This is a genomic window from Duganella sp. GW821-FHT07F09, from assembly GCF_059418705.1.
In genome coordinates this window covers 643,728-664,368 of the sequence record NZ_JBWKQJ010000002.1, presented here as the reverse complement: position 1 = coordinate 664,368, position 20,641 = coordinate 643,728, and the positions used below count along the sequence as shown (strand labels likewise).

20 protein-coding genes are annotated in these 20,641 nt (G+C 64.3%); 5 read left to right on the top strand and 15 right to left on the bottom strand.

Annotated features, from left to right (window positions below):
• Positions 1–195: 195 nt before the first annotated feature.
• Positions 196–1,278, bottom strand: coding sequence for a uroporphyrinogen decarboxylase (gene hemE / locus AC07P1_RS08105; RefSeq protein ID WP_494695281.1), 1,083 nt, complete (start codon positions 1,276–1,278; stop codon positions 196–198).
• Between the two features lie 141 nt (positions 1,279–1,419).
• On the opposite strand from hemE, the gene AC07P1_RS08100 reads away from it, so the two are divergent.
• The 5 genes from AC07P1_RS08100 (at position 1,420) to AC07P1_RS08080 (ending at position 10,885) form a co-directional block, all read left to right on the top strand.
• Positions 1,420–3,396 (top strand): dipeptidyl-peptidase 5, encoded by a 1,977-nt coding sequence (locus tag AC07P1_RS08100; protein ID WP_494695280.1) that lies wholly within the window; start codon positions 1,420–1,422, stop codon positions 3,394–3,396.
• A 7-nt stretch (positions 3,397–3,403) separates the two neighbouring features.
• A complete protein-coding gene (locus tag AC07P1_RS08095; protein WP_494695279.1) occupies positions 3,404–7,567 on the top strand; it encodes a DEAD/DEAH box helicase in 4,164 nt (1,387 codons plus the stop codon).
• Positions 7,568–7,658: 91 nt separating this feature from the next.
• Positions 7,659–8,117, top strand: coding sequence for a CBS domain-containing protein (locus AC07P1_RS08090; RefSeq protein WP_494695278.1), 459 nt, complete (start codon positions 7,659–7,661; stop codon positions 8,115–8,117).
• 157 nt (positions 8,118–8,274) lie between these two features.
• The gene (locus AC07P1_RS08085) at positions 8,275–10,236 is read left to right on the top strand and encodes a DUF885 domain-containing protein (RefSeq protein WP_494695277.1); all 1,962 of its coding nucleotides are present in this window, start codon (positions 8,275–8,277) and stop codon (positions 10,234–10,236) included.
• A gap of 142 nt (positions 10,237–10,378) precedes the next feature.
• Positions 10,379–10,885, top strand: coding sequence for a hypothetical protein (locus tag AC07P1_RS08080; protein WP_494695276.1), 507 nt, complete (start codon positions 10,379–10,381; stop codon positions 10,883–10,885).
• Here the strand turns inward: AC07P1_RS08080 and tatC are convergent, their stop codons facing one another.
• From tatC to hisG, 14 genes are all read right to left on the bottom strand, one after another.
• Entirely contained in the window at positions 10,886–11,644 is a 759-nt protein-coding gene (gene tatC, locus AC07P1_RS08075) for a twin-arginine translocase subunit TatC (RefSeq protein WP_315216092.1), read from the bottom strand.
• A complete protein-coding gene (gene tatB, locus AC07P1_RS08070) occupies positions 11,644–12,144 on the bottom strand; it encodes a Sec-independent protein translocase protein TatB (protein WP_315216089.1) in 501 nt (166 codons plus the stop codon). Before tatB ends, tatC begins: the two co-directional genes overlap by 1 nt.
• Before the next feature lie 53 nt (positions 12,145–12,197).
• Positions 12,198–12,407, bottom strand: coding sequence for a Sec-independent protein translocase subunit TatA (gene tatA, locus AC07P1_RS08065; protein ID WP_494695275.1), 210 nt, complete (start codon positions 12,405–12,407; stop codon positions 12,198–12,200).
• Positions 12,408–12,552: 145 nt separating this feature from the next.
• Positions 12,553–12,924 carry a histidine triad nucleotide-binding protein gene (locus AC07P1_RS08060; protein WP_494695274.1) on the bottom strand — a complete coding sequence of 124 codons (372 nt, stop codon included), beginning with the start codon at positions 12,922–12,924 and terminating at the stop codon, positions 12,553–12,555.
• A gap of 24 nt (positions 12,925–12,948) precedes the next feature.
• Positions 12,949–13,290 (bottom strand): phosphoribosyl-ATP diphosphatase, encoded by a 342-nt coding sequence (locus AC07P1_RS08055; RefSeq protein WP_494695273.1) that lies wholly within the window; start codon positions 13,288–13,290, stop codon positions 12,949–12,951.
• The gene (gene hisI, locus AC07P1_RS08050) at positions 13,287–13,730 is read right to left on the bottom strand and encodes a phosphoribosyl-AMP cyclohydrolase (protein WP_494695272.1); all 444 of its coding nucleotides are present in this window, start codon (positions 13,728–13,730) and stop codon (positions 13,287–13,289) included. The genes AC07P1_RS08055 and hisI overlap by 4 nt, the downstream gene beginning before the upstream one ends.
• A 20-nt stretch (positions 13,731–13,750) precedes the next feature.
• Positions 13,751–14,515, bottom strand: a complete 765-nt coding sequence (gene hisF / locus AC07P1_RS08045; protein WP_494695271.1) for an imidazole glycerol phosphate synthase subunit HisF — start codon at positions 14,513–14,515, stop codon at positions 13,751–13,753.
• Positions 14,516–14,522: 7 nt separating this feature from the next.
• Positions 14,523–15,311, bottom strand: a complete 789-nt coding sequence (hisA, locus tag AC07P1_RS08040; protein ID WP_090324511.1) for a 1-(5-phosphoribosyl)-5-[(5-phosphoribosylamino)methylideneamino]imidazole-4-carboxamide isomerase — start codon at positions 15,309–15,311, stop codon at positions 14,523–14,525.
• 52 nt (positions 15,312–15,363) lie between these two features.
• On the bottom strand, positions 15,364–16,002 hold the full coding sequence (hisH, locus tag AC07P1_RS08035; protein ID WP_494695270.1) for an imidazole glycerol phosphate synthase subunit HisH: 639 nt from the start codon (positions 16,000–16,002) through the stop codon (positions 15,364–15,366).
• Between the two features lie 24 nt (positions 16,003–16,026).
• Positions 16,027–16,617 (bottom strand): imidazoleglycerol-phosphate dehydratase HisB, encoded by a 591-nt coding sequence (hisB, locus tag AC07P1_RS08030; RefSeq protein WP_090324507.1) that lies wholly within the window; start codon positions 16,615–16,617, stop codon positions 16,027–16,029.
• Between the two features lie 21 nt (positions 16,618–16,638).
• Positions 16,639–17,742, bottom strand: coding sequence for a histidinol-phosphate transaminase (gene hisC / locus AC07P1_RS08025; RefSeq protein WP_494695269.1), 1,104 nt, complete (start codon positions 17,740–17,742; stop codon positions 16,639–16,641).
• Positions 17,743–17,755: 13 nt separating this feature from the next.
• Complete coding sequence (locus AC07P1_RS08020; protein ID WP_494695268.1) at positions 17,756–18,619, bottom strand: DNA-methyltransferase; 864 nt, start codon at positions 18,617–18,619, stop codon at positions 17,756–17,758.
• On the bottom strand, positions 18,616–19,941 hold the full coding sequence (gene hisD / locus AC07P1_RS08015; RefSeq protein WP_494695267.1) for a histidinol dehydrogenase: 1,326 nt from the start codon (positions 19,939–19,941) through the stop codon (positions 18,616–18,618). Before hisD ends, AC07P1_RS08020 begins: the two co-directional genes overlap by 4 nt.
• Positions 19,942–19,966: 25 nt before the next feature.
• Positions 19,967–20,629, bottom strand: a complete 663-nt coding sequence (gene hisG, locus AC07P1_RS08010) for an ATP phosphoribosyltransferase (RefSeq protein WP_494695266.1) — start codon at positions 20,627–20,629, stop codon at positions 19,967–19,969.
• Between the last annotated feature and the right edge of the window lie 12 nt (positions 20,630–20,641).

Below are 20,641 nucleotides of genomic sequence, written 5' to 3'. Positions count from 1 at the left end.
ACCCCCCCTCATCCAGCAACCCGAAAATTACACTTACAAATCAACGACTTAAAACCAACTCCCCGGGGAGGAAAATAGTGCTGCCTGTTATTCTTGCACCAAAAAAAATTGTGCATAAGTCGGTTTGCTTTCCTCTGCGCACCAATGAAAATGGGGCACGCCCCATCGGAACGTGCCCCACGGGTTTGAGGTAGATCAAGACGCGCGCTGGGCCTTGCTGTAAGCGTGAACAGCATCCACCATGGCCGCCACATTCTCCGGCGGCGTGAATTGGGAGATGCCGTGGCCCAAATTAAATACGTGTCCATGGCCGTTTTCGGGCTTGCCGAAGGCGTCCAGCACCTTGTGCACCTCGGCGCGGATCTGCTCGGGGCTGGCGAACAGGATCGCCGGGTCCAAATTGCCTTGCAGACCGACCTTGTGGCCGACCAGTTTGCGCGCCTGCGCCAGGTTCACGGTCCAGTCCAGGCCGACCGCGTCGGCGCCGATGTCGGCGATCTGCTCGATCCATTGGCCGCCGCCCTTGGTGAAGACGATGGCCGGAATCTTGACGCCATCTTTATCGCGTTTGAGCAGCGATACCACCTGGCGCATGTAATCGAGCGAAAACGCCTGGTAGGCGCCGTCGGCCAGCGCGCCGCCCCACGAGTCGAAGATCATCACCGCTTGGGCGCCGGCGTCGATCTGTGCGTTCAGGTACTCGGCCACCGCCTTGGCGTTGATGGCCAGGATGTGATGCATCAGGTCCGGACGGTTGTACAGCATCTTTTTGATGGTGTGGAACTCGCGCGAGCCCTGGCCTTCGACCATGTAACAGGCCAGCGTCCACGGGCTGCCCGAGAAGCCGATCAGTGGCACGCGGCCGTTCAATTCCGTGCGGATCTGCGTGACCGCCTTGAATACATAGTCCAGCGACCCCAGTTCCGGTGCGCGCAGCGCCAGCACGTCGGCCTCGGTTTTGAGCGGACGCTCGAACTTGGGGCCTTCGCCTTCGACGAAATACAGCCCCAGGCCCATGGCGTCGGGCACCGTCAGGATGTCCGAGAACAGGATGGCCGCGTCCAGCGAGAAGCGGTCCAGCGGCTGCAAGGTGACTTCGGTGGCGTAATCGGGATTGGTGGCCAGGCCCATGAAGGAGCCCGCTTTCTGGCGCGTGGCGCGGTATTCCGGCAGGTAGCGCCCCGCCTGACGCATCAGCCATACCGGGGTGTGTTCGGTCGGCTGGCGCAACAACGCACGCAAGAAGGTGTCATTCTGAAGCGGAGCAAATTGTGGCATGAAAGGCAATCAAAAAGCGGGGAAAGGGCTATTATCGCACTCCGCGCCGATTTTTTTTCGCGGACGCTGGAACATTGCGCCCCCTTTCTCTATCATCCTAGCACCCCGCCCCGTCACCCAACACAAGCCCCCGGAGCCGCCATGACATCAGAAACATCAACCATCGCCGAATATGGCACCTGGCCATCGACCATCAGCGCCGAGCGCGTGGCGGCCGGCGCCACGCCGATGTCGTCGCTGACGCTGGGCGGCGCCGACGGCGGCGATATCTTCTGGCTGGCCGGACGCGCCGCCGAGGCGGGCCGCAACACGCTGCTGCGCCACCACGGCGCCGCCACCGACGAGCTGACGCCGGCGCCGTTCAACGTGCGCAGCCGGGTGCACGAATACGGCGGCGGCGCCTACGCGGTCGACGGCGAAACGGTCTATTTCTCCAATTTCGCCGACAACCGCGTCCACCGGCTCGATTTCACCGCCGCCGACGACGACGCGCAGCCCGCCCCGGTGGCGCTGACGGCGGCAGGCAAGCAGCGCTTCGCCGATTTCGTCGTCGACCGCGCGCGCGCACGCCTGATCGGCGTGCGCGAACTGCACGCCGAGGATGGCCACGGCGAACCGTCCAACACCATTTGCGCGATCGGCATCGGCGACGGCGCCGAAACGGTATTGGCGCAGGGCGCCGACTTCTATTCGTCGCCACGGCTGTCGCCGGACGGCCGCGCGCTGGCATGGCTGACCTGGGACCACCCGCGCATGCCGTGGGAAGGCACGACGCTGTGGCTGGCCGAATTCCAGGACGACGGCACGCTGGCGACGCCCGCGCGCGTGGCCGGCGGCGCCGAGGAATCGATCTGCCAGCCGGAATGGTCGCCGAACGGCCTGCTGCACTTCGTCTCCGACCGCAGCGGCTGGTGGAACCTGTACCGCCTGGGAGCGGACCGCCGAAGCGTGGAGGCCCTGTGCCCGATGGAGGCGGAATTCGGCTCCCCGCACTGGACCTTCGGTAACTCGATGTACGGCTTCCGCTCGGCATCCGAAATCATCTGCACCTATATCGACAAGGGCGTGAGCCGGCTGGCGCGCCTGCTGCCGGCCAGCGGCAAGCTCGAAGCGATCGCCAACCCGTACGAGGAAATCCGCGAACTGCGCGTGGCGCCGGGCTACATCGCCATGCTGGCGGGCGGCCCGTCGATTCCGCTGGAACTGGCGCGCATCGACTTCACAGAGGAGGGCGTGGAGATCCTGGCGCAGTCGATCGCCGACCTGCCCGACGAGGACAACCTGTCCATCCCCGCCAACATCAGCTACCCGAGCGCCAACGGCCGCACCTCGCACGCGTTTTTCTACGCGCCGCGCAACCGCGACGTGCGGGCGCCCGAAGGCAGCAAGCCGCCGGTGATCGTCATCAGCCACGGCGGCCCGACCGGCATGACCGTCAACACGCTCAAGCTGGCGACCCAGTACTGGACCAGCCGGGGCTTCGGCGTGCTCGATGTGAACTACGGCGGCAGCACCGGTTTCGGCCGCGCCTACCGCGACCTGCTCAAGGGCCAGTGGGGCATCGTCGATGTCGAGGACTGCGTGGCCGGCGCCCGGGCGCTGGTCGAGCGCGGCCTGGCCGACAACGACCGCCTGATCATCCGTGGCGGCAGCGCCGGCGGCCTGACGACCCTGTGCGCGCTGACCTTCCACGATGTGTTCAAGGTCGGGGCCAGCTACTACGGCGTCTCCGACCTGCAGGGGCTGGACGACGACTCGCACAAATTCGAATCGCGCTACACCGCCTACCTGATCGCGCCGCAGCCGCAGGCGCAAGCTCTGTACCAGGAGCGCTCGCCCATCAACCACACCGACAAGCTGGCGCGCCCGATGATCTTCTTCCAGGGCCTGGACGACAAGGTCGTGCCGCCGCAGCAATCGGAGATGATGGTCGACGCGCTCAAGGCGCGCGGCGTGCCGGTGGCCTATGTGCCGCTGGAGGGCGAAGGCCACGGCTTCCGCAAGGGCGAGAACATCGTGCGCACGCTGGAGGCGGAGCTGTACTTCTACCAGCGTATCTTCGGCTTGCACGATTCCTCGGCGGCAGCGCCGGTCCACATAGACAACCTGAAAGACTGATCCACGCATGGCCGACCCGAAGCTGCTTGCCGAATTTGACGCGCTTGAATTCAACGAAAAAATGATACTCGCGCTGCTCGCCCTGATCGGCGAGCCGGTCGGGCGCACCGCCATCCTCGATCATCTCGACAAGGCGCGCATCGAGGACCAGGACGGCAACCGCTACAACGTCGGCACGCTGGACGAATCGATGCGCAAGCTGGAGCGGCTGGCATTCATCAGCGTCGTCACGGGGCGCGGCTTCGTCTGCAACCCCAAGCTGCGCTGGCCGGCCATGCGCGCCTCGATCGGCACCCACGCGCTGGACGACCTGTGCGAGGCCTACGACGAACTGGTGCCGATGCGCCAGACCTGGAACAGCGTCGAGCCGCGCAGCTACCGCGCCGGCATGGCGCGCCTGCGCATGGGCCTTCTGCGCGGCCAGGCGCCGCAGCAGATCCAGCCGATCCTTGCCTTCTGCCTTGGCAGCTACGAGGCGGCGCAGCTGCACCCGATCGTCGACATCTTCGGCCGCCCGTTCGAGCCGGGCATGATCGCGCGCGTCCATCCGCTGCTGCAGGACGACGTGCTGGCGGTGCTGCTGGAAAACGCCAAACGTGAACTGCCCACCGTGCCGGTAATCCGCGAATTCTGCGAACAGCACCTGCAACGCCGGCTGGCGGCCAAGGACGACATCAGTCCCGAACTGCGCCTGGCGCTGGCGGAGGACGCCATCCTGTGCGGGCGCCTGGACGACGCCAAGCGCTATCTGGAACGCACGGCCGGCCCGCAAAGCCAGTTCCTGGCCAGTACCATCGTGCTGCTGCGCGGCGCCACCGGCGCGGCCTTCGTCGGCTACGAGGCGGCGCTCAAGCTGCTGCGCCGCGAAACCGGCAAACGCAAACACCTGTTCGCCGGCATCGGCGCCTACCTGTATCTGCTGTCGCTGTTGCGCAGCGAGGACCCCAAACATCAAAAAGCGGCGGACGCCTACCTCGAGATCGCGGTACGCATGCCGCCAAACTACGACGCCGCCATCCACCAGCAGATCGACATGCTGCGCCAGATCCGCGCCGGCACCATGCAAACCGACGTCGTCTCCGCGCTGCCGTGGGACACCGCCGTGCAGACGCAGTTGTTCCAGTGCCTGCTGTATTTCTGGCTGTCTTTGCCGCACCTGGGCGAGCGCCGCTTGCAGTTGCAGGAGCTGTTCGAGCTTGCCGAACGCGCCGGCTACCTGTTCATCGCGGCGCAAGCGGCCGCCCTGCTCGGCCACTTGGGCGACGTCGACCAGCAGCGCCACGCCAGCGCCCTGCGCACCCGCCTCGGCATCCCCGACATGACGGTGTGGTTCGAGCGACAGGAAGCGTGGCAGCGGCAGCTGTCGGCGCTGATCAATCTTCAGCAACCGGCGACGGCGGAAGCGGCCGGCGCCGCGCGCCTGGTCTGGCAGCTGACCTACGACAACCGCCACGGCCTGACCGATGTCGCGCCGGTCGAGCAAAAACGCGATGCGCGCGGCCTGTGGAGCAAGGGCAGGGCCGTCGGTTTGAAACGCCTGCGCTTCGAGCCGGAACAATTCGATTTCCTGACGCCGCAGGACGTGCGCGTATCGGAGGCGATCTCGGTGGCGCACCGCAGCTACCAGTCCAGCGGCCTGGCCTACGAGATCGATCCGCAGCGCGCCGCCTCCGCGCTGATCGGCCACCCGCTGCTGTTCTGGGCCGACGCCCCCGACACGCGCGTGGAAATGCTGGCCGGCGAGCCGGAACTGCTGATCAAGAAAAGCCCGGGCAACCTGGAGATCCGCCTGCACCCGCGCATCCCGGACGACAATTCCTTCGTCATCGTCAGCAAGGAGACGCCGACCCGCCTGCGCGTGGTCAGCATCCTCGACGAGCACCGCCGCATCGCCGCCATCGTCGGCGACAGTCTGACGGTGCCGGCGCACGCCGAGCAACAGGTGCTGCACGCGATCAGCTCCATCTCGTCGCTGGTGACGGTGCAGTCGGAGATCGGCGGCGCGGCGCCGGACATGCAGCAGGTGGAGGCCGACACGCGCCTGCACGTGCATCTGCTGCCGTACCAGCACGGGCTGAAAATGCAGATCCTGGTGCGCCCGCTGGCCAACGGCGCCTACTACGCGCCGGGCGCGGGCGCCGACAGCGTGATCGCCGATGTCGGCGGCAAGCCGGTGCAGGCGCGCCGCCAGCTGATCGACGAACGCGACGCCGAGCGTGAGCTGATCGCCAGGTGCCCGGTGCTGGAATCGGCCGAGCAGGATCACGGCGAATGGCTGCTCGGGCAGCCGGCGCTGTGCCTGCAATTGCTGGTGGAACTGCAGGAGCTGAAGGCCGGCAGCATCGTGCTGGCCTGGCCGGAAGGCGAGAAATTCCGCGTCACCGCCAAGGTCGAAACCAAGCAGGTGCGCCTGTCCATCAAGAGCAACAAGGACTGGTTCGCGGCCAGCGGCGAGGTGCAGGTCGACGAGGACAAGGTGATGGACCTGCGCACCCTGCTGGAGCTGATGCAGAAGAACCAGAGCCGCTTCGTCGAACTGGGCGAGAACCGCTACCTGGCGCTGACCGAGGAACTGCACCGCCGCCTGCGCGAAGTGTCGGCCTACGGCGAGCTGACCGCCGACGGCGTGCGCCTGCATCCGCTGGCCGCGTTCGCGCTCGAGGAGCTGGCCGACGACGTCGGCGGCCTGAAGGCGGACAAGCTGTGGAAGGAGCACATGCAGCGCATGGCGTCGCAGGCCACGTTCGAGCCGCATCTGCCAAGCACCCTGCAGGCCGAGTTGCGCGACTACCAGCTGGAAGGCTTCAACTGGCTGTCGCGCCTCGCGCATTGGGGCGTGGGCGCCTGCCTGGCCGACGATATGGGCCTCGGAAAAACCTTGCAGGCGATCGCGCTGATCCTGTCGCGCGCGCCGCAAGGCCCGACCCTGGTGATCGCGCCGACGTCGGTGTGCATGAACTGGATCAGCGAGGCGGCGCGCTTCGCGCCGACCCTCAACGTCAAACTTTTCGGCGCCGGCGACCGCGCGGAAACGATGTCCACCTTGCAGCCGTACGACGTGGTGGTGGCCAGCTACGGCCTGCTGCAACTGGAGTCGGCGCTGTTCGCCGGCGTGCAGTGGAACACCATCGTGCTCGACGAGGCTCAGGCGATCAAGAACGGCGCCACCAAGCGCTCGCAGGCCGTCATGGCGCTCAAGGGCGACTTCCGCATGATCGCCACCGGCACGCCGCTGGAAAACCACCTGGGCGAGTTGTGGAACCTGTTCCGCTTCATCAATCCCGGCCTGCTGGGCAGCATCGAGCAGTTCAACCTGCGCTTCGCCGCGCCGATCGAAAAGCCGCAGGACCACCGCGCCGAACTGGGCGCGCGCAACCGCCTGCGGCGCCTGATCCAGCCGTTCATGCTGCGCCGGACCAAGGCGCAGGTCTTGACCGAGCTGCCGTCGCGCACCGAGATCACGCTGGAAGTCGACCTGTCGAAGGAGGAGACGGCGCTGTACGAATCGCTGCGCCGCACCGCCCTGGAAAACCTGGCCGCCGTCGAGGGCCCGGCCGAGAAGAAGTCGATCCAGATCCTGGCCGAGATCATGCGGCTGCGGCGCGCCTGCTGCAATCCCAACCTGATCGCGCCGGAACTGGGGCTGGCCAGCAGCAAGCTGGCGGCGTTCGCGCACCTGCTTGAGGGCCTGCTGGAGAACCGCCACAAGGTGCTGGTGTTCAGCCAGTTCGTCGACCACCTGTCCTTGATCCGCGCGCACCTGGACGCCAACGATATCAGCTACCAGTACCTCGACGGTTCGACGTCGATGGCCGACCGCAAGAAGCGCGTCGACGCCTTCCAGGCCGGCATCGGCGACGTCTTCCTGATCAGTCTGAAGGCGGGCGGGGTCGGCATCAACCTGACCGCCGCCGACTACGTGATCCACATGGACCCGTGGTGGAACCCGGCGGTGGAGGACCAGGCCTCGGACCGCGCCCACCGCATGGGCCAGCTGCGCCCGGTGACCATCTACCGCCTGGTGGCGCGCCACACGATCGAGGAAGGCATCGTCGACCTGCACCAGCACAAGCGCGACCTGGCCGACAGCTTGCTGGAGGGCAGCGACGTCTCGGGCCGCATGTCGGCCGGCGAGATGCTCAACATGTTGCAGGAAGGCTTGAAAAAATAAGGTTTGCGGATGCCGCGTGAACTTTGCCGCGCGGCTCCCGTCTTACTGGCATGGCGCCGCGCGGCGCCACGTCACGTAAAGGGGAACCACGATGAAAACCATTGCAGAAGTCATGAGCCGGGACGTCACCAGCGTCTCCCCGGACGATACGATACGGCAGGCCGCCGAGATGATGGACGATCTCGACGCCGGCGCGCTGCCGGTCACAGAAGGCAACCGCCTGATCGGCATGATCACCGACCGCGACATCACCATCCGCGCCACCGCCGCCGGCCTGGGGCCGGAGGAAACCCTGGTCGCCGAGGTGATGAGCGAGGATATCTGCCACTGCTACGAGGACCAACGCATCGACGAAGTGATGCGGGACATGCGCGACATGCAGGTGCGCCGCCTGCCGGTGGTCAGCCGCGACCAGCATACCCTGATCGGCATCGTGTCGCTGGCCGATCTGGCCGACCCGGAGGCCGGGACCGCTCCGGAGGAAACCGCCGAAACCCTGCGCGATATCTCGTCGCCGACCGGCATGGGACAGCCGTCGGCGCGGCCGTAGGGGGACCGGGATTTCCCCGGCTGCCGCGTTTTGTCTTGTATCGAGCGCTCTCAAGCGGGCCGATTAGTGATAATCTCCAACGCTTCGACTTGGCCCGCTTGCCGCAGCGTGATGTGGACACGCGTGCCTTGTCAAAATAAACACAAGGCTGCGGACGATGATCAAGACAAAAATTGCACTGGCTGTGGTGATGGCGGCACTCGCCTTCACGCCGGCCGGCGCGGCGACCACCAACAAGGAAGCCAGCACCAGTACTAAAAACAAGAACGCCAAGAGTGGCAAGAGCGCCGGCAAAACCGGCACCAAAAGCGCAACCGCCGGCAAGGCTGGCAAGAACAGCAAGACAACCAGGAAGGATGGCAAGGGCGGCAAAGGCAAGGCCGTCGCCACGGCTGCGGCGACAACGGCGGTGGTCGCCACCAAGCCCGCCGTGGCCGCCGTGTCCGAACGGCGCCAGGACCGCTCGTTCGACACCCTCAGCAACCAGTTCCTCAACGCCCTGTGGCGCATCGATTCGGAAAGCGCGATCTACGCGGGCAAGTACGACACCGCCGCCACCTTGACCATTCCGGACGCGGCCACGCAGGCCAAGGAACTGGCCTTCATCGACGACTGGAAGCTGCGCTTCGGCAAAGTCAACGCCGGCCAGCTGTCGCCGAAGCAGCGCACCGACCTGGCGCTGCTGATGAACAAGCTCGATAGCGACCGCTTCCGCCTGACCACGTTGCGCGAGTTCGAATGGAACCCGGCCAGCTACAACGTCGCCGGTCCGCTGGACCTGATCCTGAGCACCGAGTACGCGGCCCAGCCCCAGCGCCTGCGCACCTTGCTCAAGCGCATCGCCAGCATTCCGGCGTATTACGAGGCGGCGCGCAACAATATCGTCAACCCGACCCGCGAGCACACGCGCCTGGCGATCAAGCAGGCGCCCGGCGTGCAGACCGTGCTGATCGAAGTCGACAAGGCGGCGCAGGCATCGATCCTGACGCCGATCGAGAAGCAGCAATTCACGCAGAGGGTCAACGCGGCGCTGACGGCGGTCGACGGCTACGTGGCCTTCCTGACCGAGATGGACAAGCTGATGGACACCAAAGGCCGTCGCACCTTCCGCATCGGCAAGGCGATGTATGAGCAGAAGTTCGCCTACGACATCCAGTCCGGCAGCACCGCCGAGCAGACCTATCAAAAGGCGTTGGCCGCGCGGGAAGATCTGCTGGCCAATATGGACAAGCTGTCCGACGACATGTGGGACAAGTATTTCGCGGGCGTGGCCAAGCCGGTCGACCGCTTTGCCAAGATCGGCATGATGATCGACAAGCTGTCGGCCAACCACGTGCGGCGCGAGGATTTCGTCAACGAGATCAAGCGCCAGATCCCGGTGCTGCAGGATTGGGTGATCAGCAAAAACCTGCTGACCCTGGACCGCAACAAGCAGCTCGAAGTGCGCGCGACGCCGGCCTATCAGGCGGGTGTGGCGGGCGCCAGCATCGACGCGCCGGGCCCCTACCGGCCGCAGGACCGCACCTACTACAACGTCACCCCGCTCGACGGCGCGACGGCGGAGGCGGCCGAGAGCAGCCTGCGCGAGTACAACCACTGGATCCTGCAGATTCTCAATATCCACGAGGCGATCCCGGGCCACTACGCGCAGCTGGTGTATGCCAACAAGTCGCCGTCGATCGTCAAGTCGATCTTCGGCAACGGCGCGATGGTCGAGGGTTGGGCGGTCTACGGCGAACGCATGATGCTGGAGTCCGGCTACGGCGACAACGCGCCCGAGATGTGGCTGATGTACTCGAAGTGGAACCTGCGCAGCGTGACCAACACCATCCTCGACTACAGCGTGCACGTGCTGGGCATGACGGAGGAGCAGGCGATCGACCTGCTGACGCGCCAGGCCTTCCAGACGCGCACCGAGGCGGTCGAGAAGTGGCACCGGGTGCAAGTGTCGTCGGTGCAGCTGACCAGCTATTTCAGTGGCTACAGCGAGATCATGGAATTGCGCGAGGAGCGCAAGAAAGCCTTGGGCGACAAGTTCAACCTGAAGGAATTCCACGAGCAATTCCTTAGCTACGGCAGCGCGCCCGTGCGGGTGATCAAGGGCTTGATGACGAAGTAGCCGGCACCGCATCGATGTTGCGAAACGTTGGGCGCCCACTGGGCCGCTTGCGAGCGCGCAAAGGCCTCATCCACCGATTCGATACGATGGTCGCTTGGCCCATGCGGGGCTGGTTCTGCTACGATAAAAGCCGGGAGTGATGATGACCATGCCGATCAAATTCGATACCCTTGAGTACGCCAGAAGGTTGGCGGAGGCCGGAATCCCGGCCGACCAGGCTGATGCCCATGCGCAGGCATTAAGCGAGGCGCTGGCAACGGCCAGCGTCACGCCGGCCGAACTGGTGCTGGTGAGAAGCGAGCTCTTGGCGAGAATGGATATGCTGAAGAGCGAGGTGTATGCGCGCATGGATCGGCTGAAGGTCGAAATCGATGCGCGATTCGACCAGCTGAAGATTGAAATCGATGCGCGATTCGACCTCTTCAAAAAGGAAATCGATGCGCGATTCGAGCGGCTCGAAGCGCGGCTCGACGGGGTGGAAGCGCGGCTCGACGGGATTGAAGCGCGATTCGAAGAGTTCAAGACCGAGCTTCACGCGTATATCGAGTCCAATGCGCGCCCGCTACGCTGGCTGCTCGGCATCGCGCTGGCGGGACAGCTGGTCACGCTCGGGCTGGTCGCCGTGATACTGACTCGCCTACCGGGCTGATCAGGACTGTTTTTCTTCCGGCGCCGTCGAGATGCGCACGAACAGCGGCGCCACCAGCAACCCCAGCTCGAACAGCAGACACATCGGGATGGCCAGCGAGAACATGCTGACCGCGTCCGGCGGCGTGACGATCGCCGCGATAACGAACGCGCCGACGATGGCGTAGGGACGAATCTCCTTGAGCTTGGCCACGGTCACAAACCCCATGCGCACCAGGATCACCACCACCACCGGCACCTCGAAGGTGGCGCCGAAGGCCAGGCACATCGACATGACGAAATCGAGATAGTTTTCGATGTCCGGCGTCACCGCGATCGATTGCGGCGAGAACTCGGCGATGAACTGGAACACGCGGCCGAACACCAGGAAGTAGCAGAACGCCACGCCCGACATGAACAGCAGCGACGACGAAATGACCAGCGGCGCGATCAGGCGCTTTTCATGCGCGTACAGGCCGGGCGCGACGAACGCCCACAACTGGTACAGCACCCACGGCAGCGACAGGATGATCGAAATCACCAGGGTCACCTTCATCGGCACCAGGAACGGCGAAATGACGCCGGTGGCGATCATCTTCGAGCCGACCGGCAGCGAGGCGATCATCGGCTGCGCGATGAAGTCGTAGATTTGCGCCGGTCCCGGCCACATCATCAAACCAAAACACACCAGCGCCACCCCGATCGACGCCTTGACCAGACGGTCGCGCAGTTCGATCAGGTGGGAAATGAAGGTTTCTTCGCCGGAGTTCGGTGTAGTCATTAGTAGAAGCTAGCGTTGGTATTGCCGCGTGGGCGGAAGCGGGCGACCCGCGCCGCGCCGGAGGTGACATGCAATTTGCCGCCATGGCGCTGCTTGTACCAGGCCGGAATGGCGGCGCTGCGCACCACCTTCTTGCGGCGGAATTCGCGCGCCTTGCGCGCCAGGTCGTCCGTGCTGACGCTGCCGTACGAGGAGGTGTCCGGTGTCGACGCCGGCGTGTCGTGCCAGGCGTTTTCGACTTCGGAGATATTCTGCGAAATCGAGTTTTCCACATCGCTCTTGATGTTCTGAGCGGCGTCCTGCACCGTCTTGTGAAGGTTTTTCAGTTCCTCCAGCTCGATTTCGCGCGAGACCTCGGATTTGACCTCGTTCAGGTAGCGCTGGGCGCGCCCGTACAAGGTCCCGGCCATGCGCGCCACGCGGGGCAGCTTTTCGGGACCGATGACGATCAGCGCAACCACGCCGATCACAGCAAGTTTGGTAAGACCGAGATCGATCATAGGATATGCGCGTAAGCCAGGGGCCCGGCGACAATTCGCGGGCCCGGAACGGCTTACTGCTTGTTCTTCTCTTTGGCGTCGACGTCGATGGTGCCTGGCGCCGCCGGTGTGACGGGCTTGTCTTCGTCGCCCTTGACGCCATCCTTGAAGCCTTTGACGGCCTTGCCGATGTCGGAACCCATATTGCTCAGTTTCTTGGTGCCGAAGACCAGCATCACAATCACCAGAACGATCAGCCAGTGCCAAATACTAAATGAACCCATCATATTCCCCTTGCAAGGCGCATGCGCCCAGATTATCCGTTGATTCAAGAACCGCGTGCGACAGTATAAGCGAACAGCGGCGTGTCATGTAGATGTCATGTGGCAAGCGATATAAACCACCGGTAGGCCGGACCGACACCGGCTTTTACCGCTGGCCGCGCCAGGGGTGCGCGCCACCGATCACGTGCACATGCAGATGGTACACCTCCTGCCCGCCGTCCGGCCCACTGTTGATCAGGGTTTTGTAACCACCGCCGGGCGTGCCGTCCGCATCGTAGCTGACCGCGCAGCCGAATTCCTCTGCCAGACGGGGGGCGAGGGCCAGCATCTTGCCCAGCAGTGGCGCCTCGTTGGCGCTGCAATCGGACAGGGTCGAGATGTGTTTCTTAGGAATCACCAGCAGATGCACGGGCGCCGCCGGATTGATATCCTTGAACGCAAGCAACTCATCATCCTCGTACACGGCCGTCGAAGGAATTTTCTTTTCGGCTATCTTGCAAAACAAACAGTTTTCCACAGCGACTCCATCAAAGTTTCGGACTTATTCCTTGCGCGCGGCTTTTTCGGCGAGGCCCGACACGCCTTCGCGGCGCGCCAGCTCGTCGAGCACCTGCTGCGGCTTCAGATCGAACTGGGCCAGCAGCACCAGCGTATGGAACCACAAGTCGGCCACTTCGTACAAGACCTTGTCGGCGCCGCCGCCGGCATGGCGCGCGTCCTTGGCGGCCATGACGGTCTCGGTGGCCTCCTCGCCGATTTTTTTCAGGATGGCGTCGTCGCCCTTGGCGAACAGCTTGGCGACGTAGGAGGCGGCGGGGTCGCCGCCGTTGGCCGGCTTGCGTGACTCGATCAGCTCGGCCAGGCGGTCCAGTTGTGTGCTCATGGTGTCTTCTTCGGCTTTGCCGCGTAAATATCGGACGGGTCTTTCAGCACCGGCTCGCTGTTCTGCCAGTCGCCCTCGAGCGCGTCGCCCTCGAACTTCTGGTAGAAGCACGAATGCCGGCCCGTGTGGCAGGCGATGCCGCCGGCCTGTTCGATCTTGAGCAGCACCACGTCCTCGTCGCAGTCGAGGCGGATTTCCAGCACCTTTTGCGTGTGGCCGGACTCCTCGCCCTTGTGCCACAGTTTCTTGCGCGAACGGCTCCAGTACACCGCCTCGCCCAGCTCGACCGTCTTGGCCAGGGCGTCGCGGTTCATCCACGCGAACATCAGCACGTCATTGCTGCCGGCTTCCTGGGCGATGACCGGCACCAGGCCGTTTTCGTCCCATTGTATCTTTTTCAGCCACTTGGCTTTGGCGAGGCTGCTCGGGGTGGTCGACATAATGCTATCCAGTGCTGTGATCAATTGGTCAGGCGCATCGGAATGCCCTGTTGTGCCATGAAACGCTTGGCTTCCTGCACCGTGTGGTGGCCGTAGTGGAAGATGCTGGCCGCCAGCACCGCGTCGGCCTTGCCCAGCTTGACGCCGTCGGCCAGGTCCTGCAGGCCGCCGACGCCGCCCGAGGCGATCACCGGGATGCCGATGGCGTCGGACACGCCGCGCGTCAGGCCCAGGTCGAAGCCGGACTTGGTGCCGTCGCGGTCCATGCTGGTGAGCAAGATTTCGCCCGCGCCCAGTTTTTCCATTTTGACAGCCCACTCGATGGCGTCGATGCCGGTGGCCTTGCGGCCGCCGTGGGTGAACACTTCCCACTTGCCGGGCGAGACCTGCTTGGCGTCGATCGCCACCACGATGCACTGCGAACCGTGCTTTTGCGAGGCGTCGAACACCAGTTGCGGATTGGCCACGGCCGACGAGTTCATGCTGACCTTGTCGGCGCCGGCGTTGAGCAGGCGGCGCACATCGGCCACCTCGCGCACGCCGCCGCCCACCGTCAGCGGAATGAACACCTGCGAAGCCACGGCCTCGATGATGTGCAGGATCAGCCCCCGGTTGTCGCTGGTGGCGGTGATGTCGAGGAAGGTCAGTTCGTCGGCGCCCTGCTCGTCGTAGCGGCGGGCGATCTCGACCGGATCGCCGGCGTCGCGCAGCTCGGTGAAGTTGACGCCTTTGACGACGCGGCCGTCGGTCACGTCCAGGCAGGGAATGATGCGTTTAGCGAGCATGGCAGCCTTATTCTTCCTCGTCGTCGATGAGGTCGCCGCTAAGCTCGTCGGCGCGCAACTGCGCCGAGGCCAGGTCGATCGTGCCCTCGTAGATCGAGCGGCCGCAGATGACGCCCTCGATGCCCTCGTCCTGCACCGCGCACAGCGCTTCGACGTCGGCCAGGTTGTGCAGGCCGCCGGAGGCGATGACGGGGATCTTGACCGCCTGCGCCAGCTTGACGGTGGCGTCGATGTTGACGCCGCCCATCATGCCGTCGCGGCCGATGTCGGTGTAGATGATAGCTTCGACGCCGTAGGCCTCGAATTTCTTGGCCAGGTCGATCACCTCGTGGCCGGACATCTTGCTCCAGCCGTCGGTGGCGACCTTGCCGTCCTTGGCGTCCAGGCCGACGATGATGTGGCCCGGGAAGGCGCCGCAGGCGTCGTGCAGGAAGCCCGGCTCCTTGACGGCGGCCGTGCCGATGATGACGTAGCTGATGCCGGCGTCCAGATAACGCTCGATGGTGTCGAGGTCGCGGATGCCGCCGCCCAGCTGGACCGGGATTTCGTCGAGGCCGTTTTCCTCGGCGTACTCCTGCACCACCTTCAGGATCGCCTTGACGGCGCCCTCGTTCTTCGGCTTGCCCGCGAAGGCGCCGTTCAGATCGACCAGATGCAGGCGGCGCGCGCCCTGCTTCAGCCAATGCAAAGCCATGTCGGCCGGATCTTCGGAAAATACGGTGGCGAGTTCCATATCGCCTTGTTTCAAGCGAACGCAGTGACCGTCTTTGAGGTCGATGGCAGGAATGAGCAGCATGATGGTTTTAAGTGTGAGAAGGTGAAAGGTTCGGGGTTACAAGCCAGGGCGATCAGGGATTCCAGTGAACGAAGTTCTTGTACAACTGCAGCCCGGTCGCGGCGCTTTTCTCCGGATGGAACTGTGTGGCAAAAATATTATCACGAGCGACGGCGCAACTGAACGGCGCACCGTAGACGGTGGTGCCGACGGTGTGCGCGCTGTGCTCCGGCTGGGCGAAATAACTGTGCACAAAGTAGAAATAACTGTTGTCGGCGATTTCGCTCCACATTGGGTGGGACGCGTTTTGCCGGACTTGGTTCCAGCCCATTTGCGGCACCTTGAAGCGCGAACCGTCCTCCTGCAACCGGCCGTCGAGCTGGAAACGCACCACCTTGCCCGGCAGCAGGCCCAGGCCGGCGGCCCCGCCCTCCTCGCTGGCGTCGAACAGCATCTGCTCGCCGATGCACACGCCCAGCAGCGGCTTGTTGCGGGCGGCCACCATCAGCGCCTCCTGCACGCCCGACTCGCGCAGGCTGCGCATGCAGTCCGGCATCGCGCCCTGGCCCGGCAGCACGATGCGGTCGGCGCTTTCGATATCGGCGACCTGGCCGGAGATCAGGACGTCGGCCTCGGGGGCGACGGCGCGCAACGCTTGCGCGACCGAACGCAGATTACCCATACCGTAATCAACTACGACAATTTTTTTCATGATGAGTAGGTGGTTCGCTAAGCCTTACAGGCTGCCCTTGGTCGAAGGAATGGTGCCGGCGGCGCGCGGGTCCAGCTCGGACGCCATGCGCAGCGCGCGGCCGAAGGCCTTGAACACGGTTTCGCATTGATGGTGCGCGTTGGTGCCGCGCAGGTTGTCGATGTGCAAGGTCACCAGCGCGTGGTTGACGAAGCCGCGGAAGAATTCCAGGGTCAGGTCGACGTCGAAGGTGCCGATCATCGCGCGCGTGAACGGGATATGGTATTCGATGCCCGGCCGGCCGGAGAAATCGAGCACCACGCGCGACAGCGCCTCGTCCAACGGCACGTACGAATGGCCGTAGCGGACGATGCCCTTGCGGTCGCCGATGGCCTTGGCCACGGCCATGCCCAGCGTGATGCCGACGTCCTCCACCGTGTGGTGGTTGTCGATGTGGATGTCGCCGGTGGCTTCGACGTCGAGGTCGAACAGGCCGTGGCGCGCGATCTGGTCCAGCATATGGTCGAGGAAGGGCACGCCGGTGTTCAGCTTTTGCTTGCCGGTGCCGTCGAGATTGATGGAAACGCGGACTTGCGTCTCGTTGGTGTTGCGGATGATTTCTGCGGTGCGGTTCATGAAAGACTCGGTGGCGGTGATTTAAGCTGCAAGCGATGCGAGGGATGCCGACAGGGCATCCAGGAAGGCGGCATTCTCTTCCGGTGTGCTGACCGTGACACGTAAACAATTGGCCATCACGGTATCCATTTTACTCATATTTTTAATTAATACCTTGTGAGACAGTAGTTTCGCATAGGCATCATCGGCATTTGGCACCCGAATCAAGATAAAATTCGCCGCCGACGGAAATACCTCGACCCCCGGCATAGCGGCCAGCGCGGCCATCAGATCGGTCCGTGCGGCGCGCAACGCGGCCGCCTGCTGGTTCAGCACCTCCAGATGGTCGAGCGCGAATTCGGCCGCCGTCTGGGTCAATACGTTGATGTTGTAAGGAGGCCGCACTTTGTCGAATTGCTCCAGCAATTTGGGCGCGGCGGACATGTAGCCGAGGCGGATGCCGGCCAAACCGAGCTTGGACACCGTGCGCATGACGATCAGATTGTCGAATTCCGGCAGGCGGTGCATGAAGGTTTGCTGGGCGAACGGCTCGTAGGCCTCGTCGACCACCGCCAGGCCGAAACCATCGAGCGCCTTGATGATGGTGACGATATCGTCGTCCGAGAACAGGTTGCCGGTCGGGTTGTTCGGGTACGACAGGAACACCAGCGCCGGTTTGTGCTTTTCGATCGCCGCCAGCATGGCCGGCATGTCGAGCGTCAGGTCGGCCTTGACCGACACGCCGACGTAGTCCATGCCGGCGAATTTGGTCGAGCGCGAATACATGACGAACGACGGCGTCGGCGAGATGGCGACGGCGCGGCGGTCCTGGTGGGCGCAGGCCATGCAGAGGATCGAAATCAGTTCGTCCGAGCCGTTGCCCAGCATGACGTCGTAGCCGGCCGGGATGCCCAGCTTGGCGCGGATGCGTTGCTTGGTGCTTTCGTAGGAGGCCACCGGATAGCGGTTCAGGGTGACGTCGGCCAGGCGTTGGGCCAGTTCGCGCGTCAGATGCTCGGGCAGGTGGTAAGGGTTCTCCATCGCATCCAGCTTGATAAAACCGCTCGCGTCGGCGACGTGGTAGCCATTGACGGCGCGCACATCGGAACGGATGGTGGTGTTGATCAGGGTGTCGATGGAAGACATCTTACGTGGGCTCCTAGGTGGTTGTTGCGGTGCGTTTCACCGCGGGTTTTTTACTGCTGCGGGGGACGGGCTTCTTTTTTTCGGGCGGTGGCGGTAAATCCGCCGCCGCGATGCGTTCGGCGATGATGGCGCAATAATCGGGATTGAGCTCGAAGCCGACGAAATTGCGTCCGCAGCGCTTGGCGGCGATCGCCGTCGTGCCGCTGCCCATGAACAGGTCCAGCACCACGCCGTCCGGAGGGCACGAAGCCTTGAGCATGCGCTCGATGATCTCCAGCGGCTTTTGCGTCGGATGGTCGGCGCGCTCGGGATGCTCGCGGTGCAGACGCGACACGCTCCACAAATCCTTGGGGTTGTAGCCCACTTCGAGCCATTTGGCGCCGACGAAGATCGAGCGCGAACGGGCTTTCTTGGTCTCGGCGTCGTACGGGATGCGCACGGCGTCCAGATCGAAGTAGTAGTCCTTGCGGCGCACGAAGAAGCCGATGGTGTCGTGCACCGACGAATAACTGCGCACGCTGCCGCCCATCGACGGCACCCGGCGGTCCCAGATAATCTCGTTCATCATCGTCATGCGTTTTTTCAGCAGCACGAAGATCTCCGGCGAAAAGCGCCAGGTCAGGAAGATATACAGGCTGCCGTTGGGTTTCAGCTTGGGCAGCGCGGCGTCGATCCACTGCTCGGTCCAGCGCAGGTACTCCTCGACCGTCTGCGAGTCGGAATCGTTGCCGTAGTCCTTGCCCAGGTTGTAGGGCGGATCGGTCAGGATCAAATCGATGGAACCATCCGGGATGCGCGCCAGTCCGGCCAGCGCATCCTCGCAGAAGACCTGGTTGATCCAGGTCTCCTTGCTTTCCATGGCCACGGCCACGGTCATCGCGGCGTCTTCAAACGCAGTTCGGCGCTGCGGGCGTGCGCCTGCAGGCCTTCGCCGTAGGCCAGTTCGGCAGCGACCTTGCCCAGCGTTTGCGCGCCCGCTTCGCTGACCATGATGACCGATGAACGCTTCTGGAAATCGTAGACGCCCAGCGGCGACGAGAAGCGCGCGGTGCGCGACGTCGGCAGCACGTGGTTCGGGCCGCAGCAGTAGTCGCCCAGCGACTCGGACGAGAAGCGGCCCAGGAACATGGCGCCGGCGTGGCGGATCTTGTCGGCCCACTGCTGCGGATTCTCGGCGGAGATTTCCAGGTGCTCGGCGGCGATCGAATTGGCGATGGCGCAGGCCTCGTCCATGTCGCGCACCTTGACCAGCGCGCCGCGGTCGGTCAGCGAGGTGCGGATGGTTGCCTGGCGCGGCATCGTCGGCAGCAGCTTGTTGATGCTCTCTTCCACGCGGGCGATGTAGTCGGCGTCGGGGCACAGCATGATGGCCTGCGCCAGTTCGTCGTGCTCGGCCTGGGAAAACAGGTCCATCGCCACCCAGTCCGGATCGGTGGTGCCGTCGCAAACGATCAGGATTTCCGAAGGACCGGCGATCATGTCGATGCCGACGATGCCGAACACGCGGCGCTTGGCGGCGGCCACGTAGGCGTTGCCCGGACCGACGATCTTGTCGACCGGTTGTATCGTTTCGGTGCCGTGGGCCAGCGCGCCGACGGCCTGCGCGCCGCCGATGGTGATGACGCGGGTGACGCCGGCGATGGCGGCGGCGGCCAGCACCATCTGGTTCTTCACGCCGTCCGGGGTCGGCACCACCATGATGATTTCCCCGACGCCGGCGACGTGCGCCGGGATCGCGTTCATCAGCACCGACGACGGATAGGCGGCCTTGCCGCCCGGGACGTAGATGCCGACGCGGTCGAGCGGGGTGATTTTCTGTCCCAGCACCGTGCCATCGGGCTCGGTGTAGGTGAAGCCTTGCAGCTCCTGCTTCTGGCGCTCGTGGAACACGCGGATGCGCTGCGCGGCCACTTGCAACGCCTCGCGCTGCGCGGCCGGAATCGCGGCCAGCGCGGCCTGCAATTCGGATTCGGGAATGTCGAAGGCGGCCATGCTGGCGGCGCCGCCGTTCGGAATGCGGTCGAAGCGGTTGGTGTATTCCAGCACTGCGGCGTCGCCGCGCGCCTTGACGTCGGCCAGAATGCCGGCGACGGCGCGCTCGATGGCGTCGTCGGTGCCCGCTTCAAACGCCAGCAGGGTGTCCAGTGACTTTTTGAAATCGGCTTGGGTGGAATCGAGCTTGGTGATTTGAATCGGCATGATGGAATCCGTGGTTACAGCTTGTTCATAACTTCGAGGCGCGTTCGAACGCTTCGATGATCGGTTGCAGACGCTGGCGCTTGAGCTTCAACGCGGCCTGGTTGACGATCAGGCGCGACGAGATGTCCATGATGGCTTCGACTTCGACCAGGTCGTTGGCGCGCAACGTGTTGCCGGTGCTGACCACGTCGACGATGGCGTCCGACAGGCCGACCAGCGGCGCCAGCTCCATCGAGCCGTAAAGTTTGATCAGGTCGACGTGCACGCCCTTCTTGGCGAAGTGCTCGCGCGCTGTCTGCACGAACTTGGTGGCCACGCGCAGGCGCGCGCCCTGGCGCACGGCGGTCTCGTAATCGAAGCCGTTCTTGACGGCGACCGACATGCGGCAGGCCGCGATGTTCAAGTCGATCGGCTGGTACAAGCCCTCGCCGCCGTGCTCCAGCAACACGTCCTTGCCGGCCACGCCGAAGTCCGCCGCGCCATGCTGCACGTAGGTCGGCACGTCGGTGGCGCGCACGATGATGACGCGCACGTCGGGATCGTTGGTCGACAGGATCAGCTTTCGCGAGGTCTCGGGGTTCTCGGTGACGGTGATGCCGGCCGCTTCCAGCAGCGGCAGGGTGTCCTCGAAAATCCGTCCCTTCGACAGCGCCAGGATCAGCTGCGAATTAGCTTGGAATGCGCTCATGTTTACTTAATC

Bases quoted from the DNA above. Each gene is read 5' to 3' on its own strand.
- hisF (WP_494695271.1), bottom strand. From the start codon at position 14,515: ATGCTCGCTAAACGCATCATTCCCTGCCTGGACGTGACCGACGGCCGC.
- AC07P1_RS08020 (WP_494695268.1), bottom strand. From the start codon at position 18,619: ATGACCGTGGCCGTGGCCATGGAAAGCAAGGAGACCTGGATCAACCAG.
- hisD (WP_494695267.1), bottom strand. From the start codon at position 19,941: ATGCCGATTCAAATCACCAAGCTCGATTCCACCCAAGCCGATTTCAAA.
- AC07P1_RS08085 (WP_494695277.1), top strand. From the start codon at position 8,275: ATGATCAAGACAAAAATTGCACTGGCTGTGGTGATGGCGGCACTCGCC.
- tatA (WP_494695275.1), bottom strand. From the start codon at position 12,407: ATGGGTTCATTTAGTATTTGGCACTGGCTGATCGTTCTGGTGATTGTG.
- AC07P1_RS08080 (WP_494695276.1), top strand. From the start codon at position 10,379: ATGACCATGCCGATCAAATTCGATACCCTTGAGTACGCCAGAAGGTTG.
- hemE (WP_494695281.1), bottom strand. From the start codon at position 1,278: ATGCCACAATTTGCTCCGCTTCAGAATGACACCTTCTTGCGTGCGTTG.
- tatB (WP_315216089.1), bottom strand. From the start codon at position 12,144: ATGATCGATCTCGGTCTTACCAAACTTGCTGTGATCGGCGTGGTTGCG.
- AC07P1_RS08095 (WP_494695279.1), top strand. From the start codon at position 3,404: ATGGCCGACCCGAAGCTGCTTGCCGAATTTGACGCGCTTGAATTCAAC.
- AC07P1_RS08090 (WP_494695278.1), top strand. From the start codon at position 7,659: ATGAAAACCATTGCAGAAGTCATGAGCCGGGACGTCACCAGCGTCTCC.
- AC07P1_RS08055 (WP_494695273.1), bottom strand. From the start codon at position 13,290: ATGAGCACACAACTGGACCGCCTGGCCGAGCTGATCGAGTCACGCAAG.
- hisB (WP_090324507.1), bottom strand. From the start codon at position 16,617: ATGAACCGCACCGCAGAAATCATCCGCAACACCAACGAGACGCAAGTC.
- tatC (WP_315216092.1), bottom strand. From the start codon at position 11,644: ATGACTACACCGAACTCCGGCGAAGAAACCTTCATTTCCCACCTGATC.
- hisA (WP_090324511.1), bottom strand. From the start codon at position 15,311: ATGCTGCTCATTCCTGCCATCGACCTCAAAGACGGTCACTGCGTTCGC.
- hisH (WP_494695270.1), bottom strand. From the start codon at position 16,002: ATGAAAAAAATTGTCGTAGTTGATTACGGTATGGGTAATCTGCGTTCG.
- hisI (WP_494695272.1), bottom strand. From the start codon at position 13,730: ATGTCGACCACCCCGAGCAGCCTCGCCAAAGCCAAGTGGCTGAAAAAG.
- AC07P1_RS08100 (WP_494695280.1), top strand. From the start codon at position 1,420: ATGACATCAGAAACATCAACCATCGCCGAATATGGCACCTGGCCATCG.
- hisC (WP_494695269.1), bottom strand. From the start codon at position 17,742: ATGTCTTCCATCGACACCCTGATCAACACCACCATCCGTTCCGATGTG.
- hisG (WP_494695266.1), bottom strand. From the start codon at position 20,629: ATGAGCGCATTCCAAGCTAATTCGCAGCTGATCCTGGCGCTGTCGAAG.